Origin of the sequence: Terrisporobacter petrolearius (assembly GCF_020748185.1) — a bacterium.
GTDB lineage: Bacteria > Bacillota > Clostridia > Peptostreptococcales > Peptostreptococcaceae > Terrisporobacter > Terrisporobacter petrolearius.
Genome location: NZ_JAHZMO010000006.1, coordinates 16,394 through 34,340 on the forward strand (window position 1 = coordinate 16,394; position 17,947 = coordinate 34,340).

16 protein-coding genes and 1 pseudogene are annotated in these 17,947 nt (G+C 32.6%); 16 read left to right on the plus strand and 1 reads right to left on the minus strand.

Annotation, left to right across the window (positions count from 1 at the left end):
• Positions 1-22: 22 nt before the first annotated feature.
• The 16 genes and pseudogenes from K0040_RS05335 (at position 23) to K0040_RS05405 (ending at position 16,210) form a co-directional block, all read left to right on the plus strand.
• Positions 23-820 carry an ABC transporter permease gene (locus K0040_RS05335; RefSeq protein WP_228107900.1) on the plus strand — a complete coding sequence of 266 codons (798 nt, stop codon included), beginning with the start codon at positions 23-25 and terminating at the stop codon, positions 818-820.
• A gap of 169 nt (positions 821-989) precedes the next feature.
• Positions 990-1,280 (plus strand): class I SAM-dependent methyltransferase, encoded by a 291-nt coding sequence (locus K0040_RS05340; RefSeq protein WP_228108011.1) that lies wholly within the window; start codon positions 990-992, stop codon positions 1,278-1,280.
• 574 nt (positions 1,281-1,854) lie between these two features.
• Positions 1,855-2,085, plus strand: coding sequence for a helix-turn-helix domain-containing protein (locus K0040_RS05345; protein WP_228107901.1), 231 nt, complete (start codon positions 1,855-1,857; stop codon positions 2,083-2,085).
• A gap of 291 nt (positions 2,086-2,376) precedes the next feature.
• Positions 2,377-2,799: a VOC family protein gene (locus K0040_RS05350; protein ID WP_228107902.1), complete on the plus strand. Its 423-nt coding sequence runs from the start codon at positions 2,377-2,379 to the stop codon at positions 2,797-2,799.
• Between the two features lie 491 nt (positions 2,800-3,290).
• A complete protein-coding gene (gene rsgA / locus K0040_RS05355; RefSeq protein WP_228107903.1) occupies positions 3,291-4,379 on the plus strand; it encodes a ribosome small subunit-dependent GTPase A in 1,089 nt (362 codons plus the stop codon).
• 572 nt (positions 4,380-4,951) lie between these two features.
• Entirely contained in the window at positions 4,952-6,169 is a 1,218-nt protein-coding gene (mef(A), locus tag K0040_RS05360; RefSeq protein ID WP_228107904.1) for a macrolide efflux MFS transporter Mef(A), read from the plus strand.
• Positions 6,170-6,663: 494 nt separating this feature from the next.
• Positions 6,664-7,353, plus strand: coding sequence for a TetR/AcrR family transcriptional regulator (locus tag K0040_RS05365; protein WP_228107905.1), 690 nt, complete (start codon positions 6,664-6,666; stop codon positions 7,351-7,353).
• A gap of 14 nt (positions 7,354-7,367) precedes the next feature.
• Positions 7,368-8,933, plus strand: a complete 1,566-nt coding sequence (locus tag K0040_RS05370) for an N-acyl homoserine lactonase family protein (protein WP_228107906.1) — start codon at positions 7,368-7,370, stop codon at positions 8,931-8,933.
• Between the two features lie 418 nt (positions 8,934-9,351).
• The gene (locus K0040_RS05375; protein WP_228107907.1) at positions 9,352-10,284 is read left to right on the plus strand and encodes a bifunctional helix-turn-helix transcriptional regulator/GNAT family N-acetyltransferase; all 933 of its coding nucleotides are present in this window, start codon (positions 9,352-9,354) and stop codon (positions 10,282-10,284) included.
• A gap of 500 nt (positions 10,285-10,784) precedes the next feature.
• A pseudogene (locus tag K0040_RS21260) lies at positions 10,785-10,958 on the plus strand (helix-turn-helix transcriptional regulator); the annotation flags it as partial.
• A 30-nt stretch (positions 10,959-10,988) separates the two neighbouring features.
• Complete coding sequence (locus K0040_RS21265) at positions 10,989-11,204, plus strand: AbrB/MazE/SpoVT family DNA-binding domain-containing protein (RefSeq protein ID WP_334302496.1); 216 nt, start codon at positions 10,989-10,991, stop codon at positions 11,202-11,204.
• Positions 11,205-11,280: 76 nt separating this feature from the next.
• Positions 11,281-12,348, plus strand: a complete 1,068-nt coding sequence (locus tag K0040_RS05385) for an alpha/beta fold hydrolase (protein WP_228107909.1) — start codon at positions 11,281-11,283, stop codon at positions 12,346-12,348.
• A gap of 474 nt (positions 12,349-12,822) precedes the next feature.
• Positions 12,823-13,515, plus strand: coding sequence for a response regulator transcription factor (locus K0040_RS05390; protein WP_228107910.1), 693 nt, complete (start codon positions 12,823-12,825; stop codon positions 13,513-13,515).
• Between the two features lie 83 nt (positions 13,516-13,598).
• Positions 13,599-14,522 (plus strand): ABC transporter ATP-binding protein, encoded by a 924-nt coding sequence (locus K0040_RS05395; RefSeq protein WP_228107911.1) that lies wholly within the window; start codon positions 13,599-13,601, stop codon positions 14,520-14,522.
• Positions 14,515-15,285 (plus strand): ABC transporter permease, encoded by a 771-nt coding sequence (locus K0040_RS05400; RefSeq protein WP_228107912.1) that lies wholly within the window; start codon positions 14,515-14,517, stop codon positions 15,283-15,285. The genes K0040_RS05395 and K0040_RS05400 overlap by 8 nt, the downstream gene beginning before the upstream one ends.
• Positions 15,286-15,370: 85 nt before the next feature.
• A complete protein-coding gene (locus tag K0040_RS05405) occupies positions 15,371-16,210 on the plus strand; it encodes a sensor histidine kinase (RefSeq protein WP_228107913.1) in 840 nt (279 codons plus the stop codon).
• A 166-nt stretch (positions 16,211-16,376) separates the two neighbouring features.
• Here K0040_RS05405 and K0040_RS05410 read toward each other — a convergent pair whose 3' ends face one another.
• Positions 16,377-17,717, minus strand: coding sequence for a GMC oxidoreductase (locus K0040_RS05410; RefSeq protein ID WP_228107914.1), 1,341 nt, complete (start codon positions 17,715-17,717; stop codon positions 16,377-16,379).
• Between the last annotated feature and the right edge of the window lie 230 nt (positions 17,718-17,947).

Consider the following 17,947-nt stretch of genomic DNA (forward strand, 5'->3'; position numbering starts at 1 on the left):
TTGAAAGAAAGGAAGTTAAAAAATGATAATTAATAATAGAAAAGGTTCTTTAAGAAATTTGATTAAAGCAGAGTACCAAAAAATTGCGTTTCTTAAATCTTCAAAAATATTTTTAATAGCTCTAATTATAGCAAGCTTAATGCTTGGGTTGATTTTTGCTTTAACAACCAACGTAACACAAGGAAATGCTATTAGCGAAATACCACCTATTGATGTGATTTCTGCATGCATGCTAGGAGTTGACGTAACAGCAATCATGTTAATTATATTTGCAGCTATTTCAAATGCTAAGGAGTTTTCCACAAAACTGATTCATGTTACATTAGCTATAACTCCAAATCGAAAAAGATTATTTTTAAGTAAATTAATCACCTACTTTTTACTAGGTACAGTCATAAGCTTAATTGTAACGGTTTTAACTTATCTCGCCGGACAGCTGATTCTTTTGATCAACGGAAGACCAATGGTTTCTTTAACGGATCCTTTCTTAAGGCAGTTTATATTAGGTACCCTCTTTATGCCAGTGTTTTACTGTATATTAACTGTAGCAGCCGTATTTGTTTTTAGAAGTAGTGGAGGGGCAATTACCTTTTCCTTAGGTATTATGTTTGTTCCAGCTTTAGTAAAAATGTTCTCCCAAAGTATTCAAAAAATAATATTACCCCTGTTACCGCAGGCATCCTTGCATAGTTTATCGGGTACAGCATCGAAAGGATCATACGAAATATTAGGTATTGGTGTAAGTATTCTTTTATTGTTTATGTGGATAGGTATAACTTCATTAATAGGTACTTTTCAATTTGTAAGGAAAGACGTATAGGCAATCAACAAGCAAAACATATTACAGATAATTTACGAGGAGGATTATGATGGATTTATTGAATCTTATTATAGAATATCATAAAGATACAAAGAGGTTGGGTCCAGGGAGTGATAAAGCAACTAAAAAGGCACTAAGTTTTATACCTCAGTTAAATTAAAACTCTCAAATATTAGATGTTGGCTGTGGAACAGGAGCGCAGACGATGGTACTTGCTCAAAGCACAAGAGCGAACTTAATTGCAGTAGATATGCTACCACAGTTTTTAGAAAAACTAGATGAGAAAATTAAAAATAATGGCCTAAGTAATCGTGTTGTAACAAAGAAAATGACAATGGAGAGCCTAAATTTTGAAGAAAAATCCTTTGATGTAATATGGTCAGAGGGGGCAATCTACAACATTGGTAGCTTTCTATTCTTGAGAAACGTGGATATACTCCTGTTTCACATTTTGTCCTAGATGATTCTTGTTGGGTTGATAATTACTATAAGCCGATACTTGAAAGATCAGAAGAATTTTTGAAAAAATATAATTATGCTGATGAGTCAAAAGAATTCATTGAAGCAGGTGAAATTGAAGCCGATATGTATAATCGATTTAAGGATCATTACAGCTATGTATTTTATATCGCAAAGAAAGACAGTAGTTAATAGAATCATATGGGAAACCTCTTCTTATAAATAAGTTAAATGGTATTAAAGCTGAAGGTGGATGTTATAGGGTTGGTTTTTCCAACCATTCAATTATAGTTAAGCATATGACAAAACCCCAGGAATACTTATTCTATAATAAATGTTCCTCTTTTTTAAAGGAATTTCGTAAGAATATTCCATCTTTATACTGGTCACATAAAGACGAAAATGAATATTGGATTGTAATAGAAGATATAGCCTATACGCTGATGTTTAGCACGAACTATTACTAATTCAAAAATTAATTAAAAATTTTTTCACCACAGAATTTTTCAATTCTTTTATACACATAATATTTGGTAATAATATAAAGTATAAAAGGATGTGCGAGCGTGATAAATTTGAAAGATAAACAAAAGATTATTTTGGATTATATAAAAAATAATAAATCTCAACGAGAGATTCAAAGAGAAACTGGAATAGCTCGAGACACCATAAGAAAATATATCAAAGAATATGAGGAGAGGCTTCGCCAAGCGGGTAAAAATCTGACAGAAATAGAAAAAGCTGATTTAATTGATGATATAACACAAAAACCAAAGTATAAATCATCTCCTAGATCAAAACAGTAGTCACTGAAGAAGTAACTGTAAAACTTTATGTTGAAGATAATATCCTCAGAGAATATTAATTAGCTATTTTTACATCAGCATTTAGTAACTATAAGATGGGCAAAGCTATTTCCAAAAGAAGATACTTCATGCTTTTTAGAAGCAGTTGAAGCAGGTAAGGTTGAGGTTGATTTGTATAATAGGTTTAAGGATTATTACAGTTATGTATTTTATATTGCAAAGAAAAAATAGAATATGTAGCTTCAAATCAGGTAAGCAATACAAAATTTATAGTGGAGGTAAAGTTGAAACATGGAGCCAAGAATTTCCGTAATTACATTAGGCGTTGATAATTTGGAAAAATCATTAAAATTTTATCGAGATGGTTTAGGATTCCCAACAGAGGGTATTGTAGGGAATGAATTTGAACATGGAGCAGTTGCGTTTTTTGATTTGAATGGTGGTTTGAAATTAGCAATTTGGAAACGAGAAGATATTGCGTTCGAAGCAAGCGTTATACAAACGGCACTAAACCCGACTGAATTTACATTGGGTCACAATGTAAATAGTAAGGAAAAAGTAGATATGGTATTAAAAAAAGCTAAGGAATCAGGAGCAACTATAACAGATCCTGCACACGAAACCTTTTGGGGCGGTTATTCTGGACACTTTCAAGACCCGGATGGTCACTTATGGGAAGTAGTTTGGAATCCTGCCTGGAAGATTGATGACTAATCTAAGGATTTTCGAAAGCATGTTATAATAAAAGGAAATTGAACAAACTGAATAAAGGAATGAAGAATGAATCTTCCTTCTTTTTCATGTCCCCTGCTTGTGCAATAGTCTCTTCATAACTTAAAAAAGGATTGATGTAATTTGAGAATGGATAGATTAATTTCCATTATTATGATTTTACTTGAACGATGTACAGTCAACTTTGGATTTAATAGTAACAGTAAGTTTTGGAACTAGTTGCTATCGTATAATTGGATTTTTGATGAATTTATAGACTTTTGATTTTCTATGAGTTATCATATTATAATGGTACGCCCTTAAGCTCTTTTAGGGGTTTGAGGATTATTTTTATGTATTTAAAATTAAAAGAAGGAGTTGTTGTCTTATGTTTAATAATAGCATTGTAGTAACCTGGGAGGGTTATGCAAAATAAATTAGTGTATAGCCTCCCATAAGTTTATTTGAATTAAACAAATTTAGGAGGGTAAAAAATGAATAATATAGATATGGAAAACTTAGGGCTTAGCCAAAGATTTGTAACTGAGGCTACTTTATATAAAGGACTTTATATTGGGAGAGTAATTTCGCAATATAAAAATCTATACAAGGTTGTAACTGAAAATGGTGAGTTAACAGCAGAGGTTTCTGGTAAGTTTCGTTTTGAAGTAAAGACTGTTTCTGATTTTCCTGCAGTAGGTGATTTCGTTATGTTAGATAGAACTGAAAATATTAGTGGAAATGCCATTATTCATAATGTGCTAACAAGAAAAAGTGCATTTATTAGGAGGGCTGCGGGAACTTCAAATGAGGAACAAATTGTAGCTTCAAATATAGATACGGTTTTTATCTGTATGTCTCTTAATAATGATTTTAATATTCGTAGAATAGAACGTTATCTTGGAATTGCCTGGGATAGTGGAGCAAATCCGGTTATTGTGCTTACTAAATCTGATCTTTGCAAGGATCTCTCTGAAAAGCTAATAGAAATTGATACTGTTGCTATGGGAGTGGATGTTATAGTTACTTCAAGTATGAGCGAGGACGGTTATTTACCAGTTAAAAGTTATCTTGGCAGTGGAAAAACTATTGCTTTTATAGGCTCCTCGGGTGTTGGGAAGTCTACCTTGATTAATAGGCTTATTGGCGAAAATATTCTTGAAACGAATGAATTAAGAAATGATGATAAAGGCAGACATACAACAACGAGACGAGAGATGTTAATTATCCCCCATGGTGGCGTTGTTATTGATACTCCTGGAATGAGAGAGCTTGGAATTGAAAGTGCTGATTTATCAAAAACCTTTACTGATATTGATGAGCTATCAGCTAAGTGTAAGTTTAGAGACTGTACTCATTCTAATGAACCAAAATGTGCTGTGCAAGAGGCCATAAGCACTGGTTTGATTTCTAGAGACAGGTTAGAGAGCTATTTAAAGCTTAAGAAAGAAGCTAAATACGAAGGATTAAATTCTAGACAAATTGAAAATGAAAAGTTAAATGAGATCTCTAAGGAATTTGGCGGCATGAAGAGTGCGCGAAAGATGCTGAAAGAGAAAAGTAAATCAAGGCAAAAAATTTAACCCATTAGATAGATTCAATAGAGGATTTTTAATCCCTAAGTATAAAATCAAATAGTCTCATACCCCCTTGATTATAGGGGGTAAATCTTTACTCAAAGCAAATATTTCTGCGTATTAGTATCATCATTCTATCAAAACCCACGTGGAGAGCGTTGTGTTATTGGAGAAGAAATAGGTTGATATCAAAGGCTTTGAAGGTTTTTAAGTAAATATTGAATAAATCAACTTATTGTGTTAAAATATAGGTTGATAAAAATAAAAATTTAGGAGGAACCGAAACTATGACAGCATCAATACGTTTAAGATAATTTGGCAATAAAAAAGGCAGAATCTATCCCTGATGATAGGCTTTTTTGTTGTGCTTATTTATACGATATTGAGCATTCATTAGTTACGGTAAGCTATAGTTTCTTTAGCTATACCTTTATTTAACTATGTCTTTTCAAGAATGTTTTCATCTTGTATACATGCAGACTAAAGCCACATTGTGGATTTTGGCCTGCATTTTTTATTGCTTAGAACATTATTAAAAATAAAAATTTAAGTAAAATAATATGCAGGAGGTAATAAAAATGGAAAAATATAATAATTGGAAACTGAAGTTTTTTACAATATGGGCAGGACAGGCAGTATCTTTAATTACAAGTGCCATCCTACAAATGGCGATTATTTTTTATCTTACAGAAAAAACAGGATCTGCGATGGTCTTGTCTATGGCCTCACTAGTGGGCTTTCTACCATATGCGGTTTTTGGGCCAGCTATTGGTGTGTTAGTAGATCGCTATGATAGGAAAAAGATAATGATTGGCGCTGATTTAATTATCGCAGCAGCTGGAGCAGTGCTAGCTATTATTGCATTGTATATGGAGTTACCTGTATGGATGGTTATGGTAGTATTGTTTATCCGTAGCATTGGTACGGCTTTTCATTCACCTGCTTTGAATGCGGTCACTCCTCTTTTAGTACCGGAAGATCAGTTGACCAAATGTGCGGGTTATAGCCAGTCCTTGCAGTCTATAAGTTATATTTTAAGTCCAGCAGTTGCGGCATTGTTATACTCTGTTTGGGAATTAAATGCGATTATAGCCATTGATGTGATAGGTGCTATAATTGCTAGTCTCACAGTAGCATTCGTGAGTATTCCAAAGCTTAAAGTAGAAGAAAAAAACTTGAACCAAAATTTTATAGAAGAGATGAGAGAAGGATTTTTGGTCTTAAAGAATAATAAAGGATTGTTCGCTTTATTATTAATAGGAACACTATATATGTTTGTTTATATGCCTATCAATGCATTATATCCTTTAATCACCATGGAATATTTTAATGGTACACCGATGCATATTTCTATTACGGAGATTGCTTATGCATCTGGTATGCTGGCAGGTGGTTTGATATTAGGGTTATTTGGGAGCTATAAAAAGCGAATCTTATTAATAACGTTATCTATTCTTATGATGGGTATAAGCTTAACTATTTCAGGATTACTTCCATCAAGCGGATTTGTGATATTTTTAGCCTGCTGTACATTTATGGGGCTTTCGGTACCATTTTACAGCGGTGTGCAAACAGCTCTTTTTCAGGAGAAAATTAAGCCTGAATATTTAGGACGTGTATTTTCTTTGACAGGGAGCATCATGTCACTTGCTATGCCAATTGGATTAATACTTTCAGGATTCTTTGCTGATACAATTGGTGTAAATCATTGGTTTTTAATATCAGGTATTTTAATCATCGGCATTGCTATAGTTTGCCCGATGATAACCGAAATTAGAAAATTAGATTCAAAATAAAATAAATATTATTGGAGGGATATTTATAAAATCAAAGATAAGAGATTAAAATTATCCCAATAAGATAATTATTTTATTTTTCGTATAGATAGATCGTAAGTAGTACAGTTGAAAAGATTATGGGTTTTGCCTAAAATCTAGGTAGGTTAGACCCCTAATCAGGGAAAGTAAGGCCTTCAAGATAAACTTTGAAGGCCTATTTTCGTGGAGGTATCACATACAACGTTAGAAATCGTTAAGAAGAATGTTATAGACAGGAATACAGTATTTTCCATAACTTTCAAAATATTGACTAATTAGATTTATTTGTTTTGTATAGTAAATTTATATAAATAATAAACTAACTATGGAAAGAATCAGATTCTAGGTATAAAAACAATTTTGCTTTAGGTGGAGAGTGTTTTTACGCATAACTAAATAAATATTGACATAAGGATAAATATTATATATCATATTAATATACCAACGGTCGGTTTATTAAAAGGAGTGATATTATGGCAAGAATCGTAAAACAAGAAGAATATAATGCAAAGCGCAATGAGATTCTCAATGTTGCTCAAAACTTTGTTTATACAAAGGGATACGAGCAGATGACAATTCAGGATATATTGACTGAACTAGGCATTTCTAAGGGTACTTTTTTTCATTATTTTACATCAAAGCAGGCTATGTTGGAGGCACTTGTTGAACGCTTTATGGATCAGGGAGAAGAACAGATAACCCCAATAGTGAAGGATGAAGACCTATCGGCCATAGAGAAGTTAAATAATTACTTCGCAGTGGCGGGAAAGTGGAAGGTTGGACAAAAGGACTATTTGATTAGTCTAATGAGGGTATGGTACAGCGATGATAATGCAATTATCCGTCAGAAGATGCTCACTTATTCAACTAAACGAATTTCACCTTTACTTTCCGCTATTATTTTGCAAGGGCTACATGAAGGTAAATTTAAACCTTCCTTTCCTGACTACGCAGGTGAAGTTGTGCTGTCTCTAATACAAAGTGTTTGGGATAGATTATCTATGATGATTCTAACTGATGAGCATGACGGAAACAGTATTGACCAAATGAGAATCATGCTTGCAGCTTATACTGATTCCATAGAGAAGGTGTTGGGAATACCTGAGTCTACTCTTAGGCTAATTGATGATGAAACAATGAAACATTGGTTTAATATAAATTAAAGGAGATAATAACTTTGTCAATATTTTCAAAAATACTCAAAAACATTGGAAAAGGACTACTTTTAATAATAGGTTTATGGCTGTTAGCTATTATGTCTGTAGTATTCTATATGAAGGGAATAAATCCTATATTGCTAACCTTCTATATCATCATGTCACTTGCAATGAATACTGGACTTCTTTGGCCGGATATTTTCAAAACCCTTTCCAAAGGGAAGAAAAGCAGAAAGACGGTGTTAAAATTCTTTGGTATACCCTCATTAGTGATGTTTATTATTTTTTATACAGCAGTTATATTTTATATTCAAGATATACCAGTAATTCTGGGGTTTCTCTCAATCATGGCTTTTCTTCTTATGGTTATAGCTTTTAAAATACCTGGAACATTAGCAGAATCTCTTGTGAAAAAAAGTAAAGGAAGTAGACTAAGTTTATTTGGTGTACCGGCTATTATATTACTGGTCTTAACGTTTATATCAGTGCCAATGATTGAAAATTATCGAACAAGACTTTTTGAGCAGGCTGAAGAGAAACGTATTCAGGCTATTCAATCTGCAACTATAAAGACACCTGCAAAGGATGGCAAAGTTAAGGTGTATCCCCTTCATGTAGGAGATACAATTCTGACCTATGGGCAATTCTATGGCGGTTTTGATGGTTGGGTAGGATTGACAGGATATTTTAAGAGCCTTGTGAATAAAGATACCATTACTATACCGTTATACACATATCTTATAGATCACCCAGATCATGGCCTTATGATGGTTGATGCTGCCATTAACTGGGAACAGGCCAATGAACATGATGGGTTCTATAATCACAATTATATGGTTTCACGTTTGTTGACGGTGAAAGATGAATATAGACTTACTACGGAGCAGGAGCTTCAGGTTCAGGTGGAGAAACTGGGTTATAAGCTTGAAGATATAAAAACAGTATTCATGACGCACTCTCATGATGACCACGCAGGCGGGTTGCGAAATCTACCAAATGCCCAAGCTGTAATAAGTAAGGAGGATTGGGAAAAGGGAACCTCAATTTACCCATATTCCTTTGGTTTAGTAAAGGAGAATCTCAAGTTGTTTACCTATGATTCTGGTAAATTTAAGAGCTTTTCAAAAAGTTTGGATTACTTTGGTGATGGTAGTGTTATACTTCTTCCTACTCCAGGCCACTCCCCAGGACATTCTGCTGTTTTGGTGCAGGCAGAAGGATATGATTTTTTATTCATGGGGGATACTCCATATACCTTAAATCATATGTCAATTGAAGAGGTGAGACAGCTGACTTTAGGTGGTATAGAGGAAGAAAAACAGCTGGAGTCAACCCGTAATCTACAGAAATTAGTGGATGTTAAGCCTGACACAGTTATGTTATTTGCTCATGATTATACTGATTATCAGAGTGATTACATTGAGAAGTTTCTTATAGATGGTAGTTTATCAGAAGAAGAGTTGAATAATATAAGAGACTATAGGTTTAAGATTTTCGACGATAAATGGAAGTTGAATCCAGGTAATATGCCTTACTATGTGCCTGCATCGGGCGATAAGGAAACAGGCAGAGTAGATTTCAAATAGGAAGCATAAGTTCATGATGTATTTGAAATCATTATTCTATTAAAACATGTGTAAAGATGGCAGTAAAGATGTCAAGCAAATTGTAGCTCCCCCAATAAAATCTAATTATTCCTAATAAACTGTGATTAATCTGCTAAAGTATAATTAAAGTTAAGGAATAGAATTGACAAAAGGGAAGACAAAGCAAAAAAAATAAATAGAAGTAGATGTAAGATAAGTACAGGGATTAAGCGATATATTGTTTAGTCTCTTTTTTATATTTTAATCAAACTTTAGCAATATTTTTTATATCAACACCAACTATTTCTGCTATTTTTAAAATGTATCAATATGCTTGACTGTGTCAAATAATTACTTGACATAGTCAAGCATATTGATTTATATTTAAATTAAAAATAATAATGAGAGGATGATATTTATGAAAAAAAGTCCACTTGACAACAAGATTGACCAAGTTCGAAAGTTCAATAGATTTTTCACACGAAAGATAGGTGCCTTACACGAAGGATTATTACATAGTTCTTATTCCCTTACTGAAGTACGTATTCTCTTTGAAATTGCTAATGGTGATAATCCAACTGCAACAAAGTTAAGTCGTGAGTTAGGTCTGGATGCCGGCTATCTCAGCCGTATCATAACTCGTTTTGATGAACAAGGGCTTACTGAAAGAGTTCGTTCAGAGCATGATGGTCGACAGTTTCTTATTCGCCTTACACAGGAAGGTATGAATGTATTTTCGGATTTAGATCAGCGTTCACGAGATGAAGTTGCCGAGATATTAAATGAACTTAGTGAAGAAGATCAACAAAAATTTCTGAAATCGATGCACGATATTGAAAATATCCTTAATAAGAAAAGTTTTAAACTTTCTGAAACATTTTTTCTAAGAAGTCATCAACCAGGTGATATGGGCTGGGTTACCCACAGGCATGGTGTGCTATATGCCCAAGAATATGGGTGGGATGAACATTTTGAGGCGCTTGTAGCTCAGATTGCAGCAGATTTCATTAATAATTACAAACCTGAACGTGAGCGATGTATAATCGCAGAAATGAATGGTGAAATAGTGGGTTCAGTGTTCGTTGTACAATCTAGTGAAACAGTAGCTAAATTACGACTGCTTTTAGTAGAGCCAAAAGCACGTGGGTTCGGACTCGGAAGCCGTTTGGTCCAAGAGAGCGTTACATTTGCAAGACGCGCTGGCTATGAAAAGATTGTTTTATGGACCAATAGCGTGCTCGAAGGAGCACGACATATTTATGCAAAAACTGGATTTAAGATAACGGAGCAGGAATCACATCATAGCTTTGGTAAAGAACTAATTGGAGAGACGTGGGAAATGATTCTTTAAGAAAAGGTCTTAAACAAAGGGCATTTAACAATTCTACTGTTACTTGTAAGAACTCAACAATACTCTTGTTGCTTTTGAGGGCGATAGATTAATTGAAGCAATTCATATGTAAATGATAATATATGAATTTATATTAAATAGAATATAAAAATGTACAAAATCATACAAATGGGAAAAACATAAGTTTTACTAAAAAATAAACCTGTCAATTTTGACAGGTTTATTTTTTATGATCTTCACTTTAACATAATTTTAAAATAGGAATGAAACAGTGTTTAGGTATTGCGGCTACTTTATCAAAGCTCACATGTTAAGGAACCCTTATTTTTATTGTTTGGGAGAACATATAAACTACTAAAAAAGATATGGTTGAGTTGATAAGTAAATAGAAATCAAAAACATTGTAAAATAAACATAACATAATATGTTATATTTAATTGGTTGATTAATGAAAAGATTATAATATAATGAGTATAAAGGATGTGAAAAGTATGATAAATATGAATCTGAAAGAATTACGAAAAAATCATAGATATACACAAGAAGAAGTTGCTGAAAAGATAAGCGTTTCAAGACAAGCGGTTGCAAAATGGGAAAATGGCGAAACTATACCTGATATCAATAATTGTATCGCGTTGGCAGAATTGTATGGAGTTTCGTTGGATGATCTTGTAAACCATTCGAAACAAAAAACTGGAATAGGCATTCAGCCTGAGGGAAAACACATATTTGGAACGGTAAAGGTTGGAGAAAGGGGTCAAATTGTAATTCCTAAAAAAGCTAGAGAGATATTTAATATTTGTCCTCAAGACAGTTTACTAGTCCTAGGTGATGAGTATCAGGGAATTGCCCTGGTAAAGCACGATAAATTCATGCATTTTATAGAAGCAGTTTATAATTCTGAAGAATGCAAGGAGTAGAAGATACAATTAATATAGGATGAATTAAAGTGATAATAGATTTTGAATTATATAACTTGATGGGGAGAGACACGATATGAAGATAAAAAAGAAAAGGAAAATAATACTAGGTGGAATTCTAGCGTTTATAATATTTTTTGTAGGATCTTATTTTTATACTAATAGCACTTATATTGAGAAGCCGTTAAAAAAAATGTATAGTACGGGATTTACAGAAAAACAAATAAAGCTAAAGGATGGTACCATATTAAATTATGGGGAAGGTCCAAGCAATGGTAAAACACCACTTCTACTAATTCATGGTCAAGGTATGTCTTGGGAGGATTATGCAAAAGTATTGCCTGAATTATCAAAGCATTACCATGTATACGCTGTCGATTGCCACGGACACGGAGAATCTGATAAAAATCCTGATAAATATTCAGCTAAAAAAATGGCTGAGGATTTTATCGAATTTATTGATTTGAAAATAGGGGAAAAAACAGTGGTTTCCGGTCATTCTTCAGGTGGAATGATTGCTGCATGGATGGCAGCATATTCGCCAGAGCGTGTACTGGGAACAGTTATTGAAGATTCACCTTTCTTCTCAACTGAACCTGATAGGAGGGAGAAAACATATGTATGGGTATATGGTTTTCAATTGTATGAAGACTTTAAAAATCAAAATGAAGAGAAGGATTATTTCAAGTACAGTTTAGAAAGAAGTTATTGGAGAAACATGTTTGGAGATTTTCTTTGGAGACGATTTTCCGAAGATGCAATAGCATATCATAAAAAATATCCTAATAGACCTGTACATTTAAAATATTTACCTCCACAGATAAATAGAATATTTGAAAGTGTAACTTATCCATACGATCGTAAATTTGGAGAAACATTTTATGATAATACATGGTTTGAAGACTATAATCAATCAAAGGTGTTATCAGAAATTAAAAGTCCTACAGTATTTATAAAAGCTTCAACAAGTTATGATGAGGATTTATTAGTAGCAGCGTTATCGGATGAAGATGCTGATCATGTGGTTGAATTATTGGAAAATGGAAAGAGAATTAATGTGGATTCACCTGGGCACGATATACACTACGATAAACCCGAAGAATTTATTCGAATCATGGTTGATTTCTTAAATGAAGTACAATAATTGACACAAAAATGGAATTTAAAATAAGATAAGTAGAGAGATTAAGCGAGATATTGTTTAGTCTCTTTTTGTATTTTAACCAAACTTTAATGTGATTCTATTAATATGAAGATAAATATAAATAGTGAAATAATCAAAAGATTAATAATATTATAGTGTGCTGTAAAAAATCGTACATTTTAAGAGCATATGTGTAAAATCAGTGAATTATTGCAATACTGTGTTTTATAAATAGTAGTAAAGTAAAAATATCTTATGTTAAAATGTATAAGAGTAATGTGATACTTTATAATATACATATAAAATAAAAAATTGTTAAATATGCTGAAAATAGACGATTTTTAGAGACTATCTAGTACAAACAGATTATAAGTATAAAAAACATCATTGTATAAAAAGATATTAGTATTAAAATATTTAGTAATAAATTAAGAAATAGGATTATAATGATAATTCGGATAAATGGGTGATATTATGGAAAAAGAAATACAAATTTTAGTTGTAGAAGATGATAATGATATTAATAAATTATTATGTAATATTATAAAAAAGAGTGGATATACGGCACAAGCTGCATATTCAGGAACTGAAGCAATGCTTTATGTGGAAAAACAAGAGTGGGATATGGTTCTTCTTGATTTAATGCTTCCAGGAATTACAGGAGAAGAGGTTCTTTTAAGGATTAGGGAACATAGCTTAGTTCCTGTGATTATTATTTCAGCTAAAGGTGAAGCTCAAACTAAGGTAAATATATTGAGGGTAGGAGCAGATGATTATATTACAAAACCTTTTGATATTGAAGAAGTTTCTGCTCGAATTGATTCTTTATTAAGAAGATATAAACAAGTGATAAACCAAGGACAAAATCATGTGTTAAAGCATAAAGATGTTTGCCTTGATTTAGAGTCAAAAAGAGTGACAGCTGGAGGGACTGAAGTTGTATTAACAGCTCGTGAATATGAAATACTATTACTTTTGATGCAATCTCCCAAAAAGATTTTTACTAAGGCAAATATATTTGAGAGCATATGGAAAGATGATTTCCTAGGTGATGATAATACAGTTAATGTTCATATGAGTCATTTAAGAAATAAGTTGACAAAAGCAAATCAAAATGAAGAATATATTGAAACTATCTGGGGTATGGGATACAGACTTAAAAATTAAGGTTTTCTTAATATTTTATTTAATTTCTCTTATGGATTTGTCTTTATACTACTACTATCATATAAGAGAGGTGTGAGAGTCCTATGAATGAATATGTACTAAGAACTAATAATCTTGATAAAAAATATAAAGAAGGTTTTGCCCTTAATGATGTAAATATTGAAATTAAAAAAGGTGAGATTTATGGATTTATTGGACAAAATGGTGCTGGCAAAACAACACTGCTTAGAATAATTACAGGTCTTGCATTTCCAACTAAGGGAAATGTAGAACTATTTGGACAAAGTAGTGAGAAAGATTTGTTACAATCTATCAAGAGAATAGGAGCAGTTATTGAAAATCCTGCTTTATTTCCAAATATGTCAGCTTATGAAAATCTAGAACTGCATCGCTTGCAAAAAGGTATTCCAAATAAAAAGTCTATTGAGAAAACTTTGGAACTTGTTGGATTACAAAACACAGGAGGAAAAAAAGCAGTCAATTTTTCATTAGGAATGAAGCAAAGACTGGGCATTGCTATTGCGCTCTTAAGTGACCCAGAATTTTTAATTCTTGATGAACCTACAAATGGCTTAGATCCTATGGGAATAGTTGAGCTTCGTGAGCTTATAAAAAAACTAAATCGAGAAAAAGGAATGACAGTTTTAATATCTAGTCATATGTTAAGTGAGCTTTACCAGCTTGCTACAAGATATGGTATTATTCATAAAGGAAAACTGTTGGAACAGATTACAGCAAAAGAGCTGAATGAAAAATGCAGACAATATTTAAGTATAAAAGTTGATAATCCAAGTAAAGGAGCAACTGTACTAGAAGCTGAACTGGGTGCAACAGATTTTGAAGTTATGGCAGATGGAACTATAAAGTTATATAGTCATCTTAACGATATACGAAAGGTATCAATGGCTATAACTAAAAACAAACTTATTATTGAACACTTTTCACAAATGGGAGACGACTTGGAAAGTTATTTTACAAAACTTGTGGGAGGTGCAGAAAATGATTAATCTAATTAAAGCAGAATTATTTAAGTTAAAAAGGAATCATACATTTTGGATTTTGGTTGGAGTTGTAACTGTAGTCTATGGGCTTGCTAATTATCTAGTTATAATAGACTGGTGGGGATTGCATAATACAAGTTTTGATAGTGTAGGTTTAAAAGAATATAATGCTATGGAAATGATGATGGCACCCTTATTTTTTAATTTAACTATAAGTACACTGGCTGGATTTTTTATAAATGTAGATCATTCTACAGGTACTATTAAAAATCAAATATTAAGTGGAAATAAAAGAAGTCATATTTATTTGGCAAAGTTAATTGTTTTTTCTTTAGGTTCAGTAATTACCGCTGTTATATTACCTGTAATTACAGCAATATGTTTAACATTTTTATTAGGATATAGTCATATTTATACTAATGCTGCATTTGTGTATTTATTAAGAGCTTTTAGTTTATATACTCTTAGTATAATAGCCTATTCAGCCATTATAATGCTTGTTGCTTCTTTAACTAGAGAAAGTGGAAAGACTATTATTATTACTATTATAGCTACTATTATTCTGTATGGAATTGAAAAGATATTTGTTCCTAAGTATGAAATACTTAGAATCATATATGAAAATTCTATATTTTATCAGATTTATAAAGCCTTTAGTCCTGTTGTTACATTCAATGAAATTGGAAGGAATATATTAATCTGTGCAGCAACATTTGTTATTATGGCTTATTGTGGGAGCAGGATTTTTAGAAGAATAGAAATTAAATAATTAGTGAAAGTGGGGTGGAAAAGTGATTTATGCAGTAATTGTCTCAAGTATATTAGCTATAGTTTTTCTTTCCCACTTATTATTTATGAAAAAAGAACTAAATAATATGTCAAATCAACTGAAAAATTATAATATGGGAAAAACTGAAAAGAAAATAGATATAACATTTTTAGATAAACATATAGGAAAGATGGCAATTGAAATCAATAATTTGATTGATCTGCATGCTATGTCTAATATTGAAAAGAAATCTGCTGAAAGGGAGCTAAAACAGGCTGTTGCAAATATGTCCCATGATTTAAGAACACCGTTAACATCTATTTTGGGGTATATTCAACTAATGGAAAAACCTGAAGTGACAGAGGAAGAAAAAAAGGAGTACTTAACAATAGCCAAGGATAGAACAAGGAGACTACAGATTTTATTAAATGACTTTTTTGAGCTTTCCCTTATTGAATCCGTTGATCATAGTTTAAAGCTTGAAAAATTAAAGATGAATAATATTGTGGAAGAAATTGTAATGAATTTATATGATAGGTTTAATGAACAACAAATAGTTCCAAGTATTAAGATTCCTCAAGAGAAAATCAATATTATTGGAGATGAATCAGCTATAAAAAGAGTTATAGAAAACCTTCTCACAAATGCTATAAGGTATTCAGATGGAAATATAGCTATAATACTTGAAAAAAATAACAAAAATATAAGTTTAACAATAAGTAATGGTGTAAAAGATTTAACAGAAAAAGATGTTGAATTATTTTTTGATAGGTTTTATACAGCAGACCAAACACGCTCAGGTAAAGGTACAGGACTAGGATTATCTATTGCAAAAGGCTTGATGGAAAAAATGAATGGAAAACTTTCTGCTGAATTAAAGGATGGGTGGTTATATATGAAGTGTAGCTGGCTGCTGACAGATTAGTAGTAGCAACTGCACTACTAGGTGCATCACAACTTTCCCAAGGGTGAAATGGTGCAGTTCTTGACAGTTTTGGGATGTGAACGATTTTTGGAGAAAATGTAATTGAAAATGACTTATTTACTGGATGTGGAAATTTGAAATCGTTCACATCTATAAATTTAGTATATTACAACCTTGATTCACTCACAATATGATCTGCCAGTCTTATTGACAAAGCAATATTAGAAAGAACTGGTCCAGATGCAGATAGACTAGGCAGGGCGCTATTATCAGCTACAAACAGACCCTGAACTCCATGTACTTGGCCATTGCAATTGGTAGCTGAAGTAGCTGGATCAATGCCTATTCTACAAGAACATGACTCATGCATATCTGCTCCAGGTGGTCTAAGGATTAAAGTAGGATCAACAAGAGTAACTCTCATAGCATCTGCAGACTGTCTGATGCCTTGTGCCATTTGGTTAGCTACTTGATAGTCTCTATAGCTTAAAGCATATTGAACTTGCTGAAGAGGCACACCAAATTCATCTTTTTCAGATGGATCAACATACACTCTATTTTCAGCTCGAGACTCTGTTCTTCCAAAGGCTGCATAAACAACTGTAAGCTGATCTGGAAGAAATTTATCTTCAAATTGTTGGTATGAGTAATATTGATTAGGGCCAAGAATCTGAATCTGATAAAGGGATTCATTAGTTTCAAATTTTAAAATAGAAAGATTACCAACATTATCAGGGAACTGTCTTCTACTTATTTCACCCATGGCAATAATGGACACATGGTCTGTTAAATAACGTCCAATTGCGGGACCAAAAATCCCAGAATTAAGGAGTAGTCGTGGTGTTTCTAAAGCGCCACAAGACAATACTATGTTTTTTGACTTAAGGATGTGAGCTTTCTTATCAGGAGAAAATACTTCCACACCAGCAGTTCTCCCATTCTCTACAATAATTCTAGAGGCATAGGCATTTATAGCAAGGTCATATGATCTGTCAAAGAATGCTGCAGCTAGAGTATTTATGGAACTAAACCAAGGATTAGAATGAATTTCTCCTTGATGAGAAGATCTTATATCAAAAGCAAGAGGCATATGATTAGCTTCCCAAATTCCATTTTCACGAAGTTTGTTTAACATAGCATCTTGAATTGCCGAGCCCTTTGCATAAGCAGTTGTAGTATTCACCATATCTTCTGCCATACTATAATATATATTTAATGCCCTTGGATTAATAGGCCATTTATTAAGTTCGGATTGAATTGGTCTTGGAGTAGCTGCATTCCAAAACAATGATCGGCCACCAAGAGCATATACCATTCGAGCACCAGGAAATTGAGGCAGACGTTCCCCAATGAGAGTAGAATTATCTGGAAGTAGTTCACCTCTCGCAGTATTAACATTCTGTGTGGGAATATTCAGAGAGTGGGAATGAAATAGCTTATCTCCTCTTTCAATTATTCCTATCTTTTTATCACCGTGGTTTTTCCAGAGTTGACAGAGCCTATGCAAGGTTGTTCCTCCTCCAAAACCAGTTCCAATAATAAGCACATCATAATTTGTTTTTGACATTTCTTCAAGGTCTTTTGTAGGAATCCAATTATTTTTATAAGGCATAATACACCCTCCATTTAATAATAATAATATATTTTATGAAATACTGATTGAAGGTATGATAGAGTATATATCAATTTATGATGTCTTTTGTTATGGAAATAAAGAAAATTATAGAATATACTTAG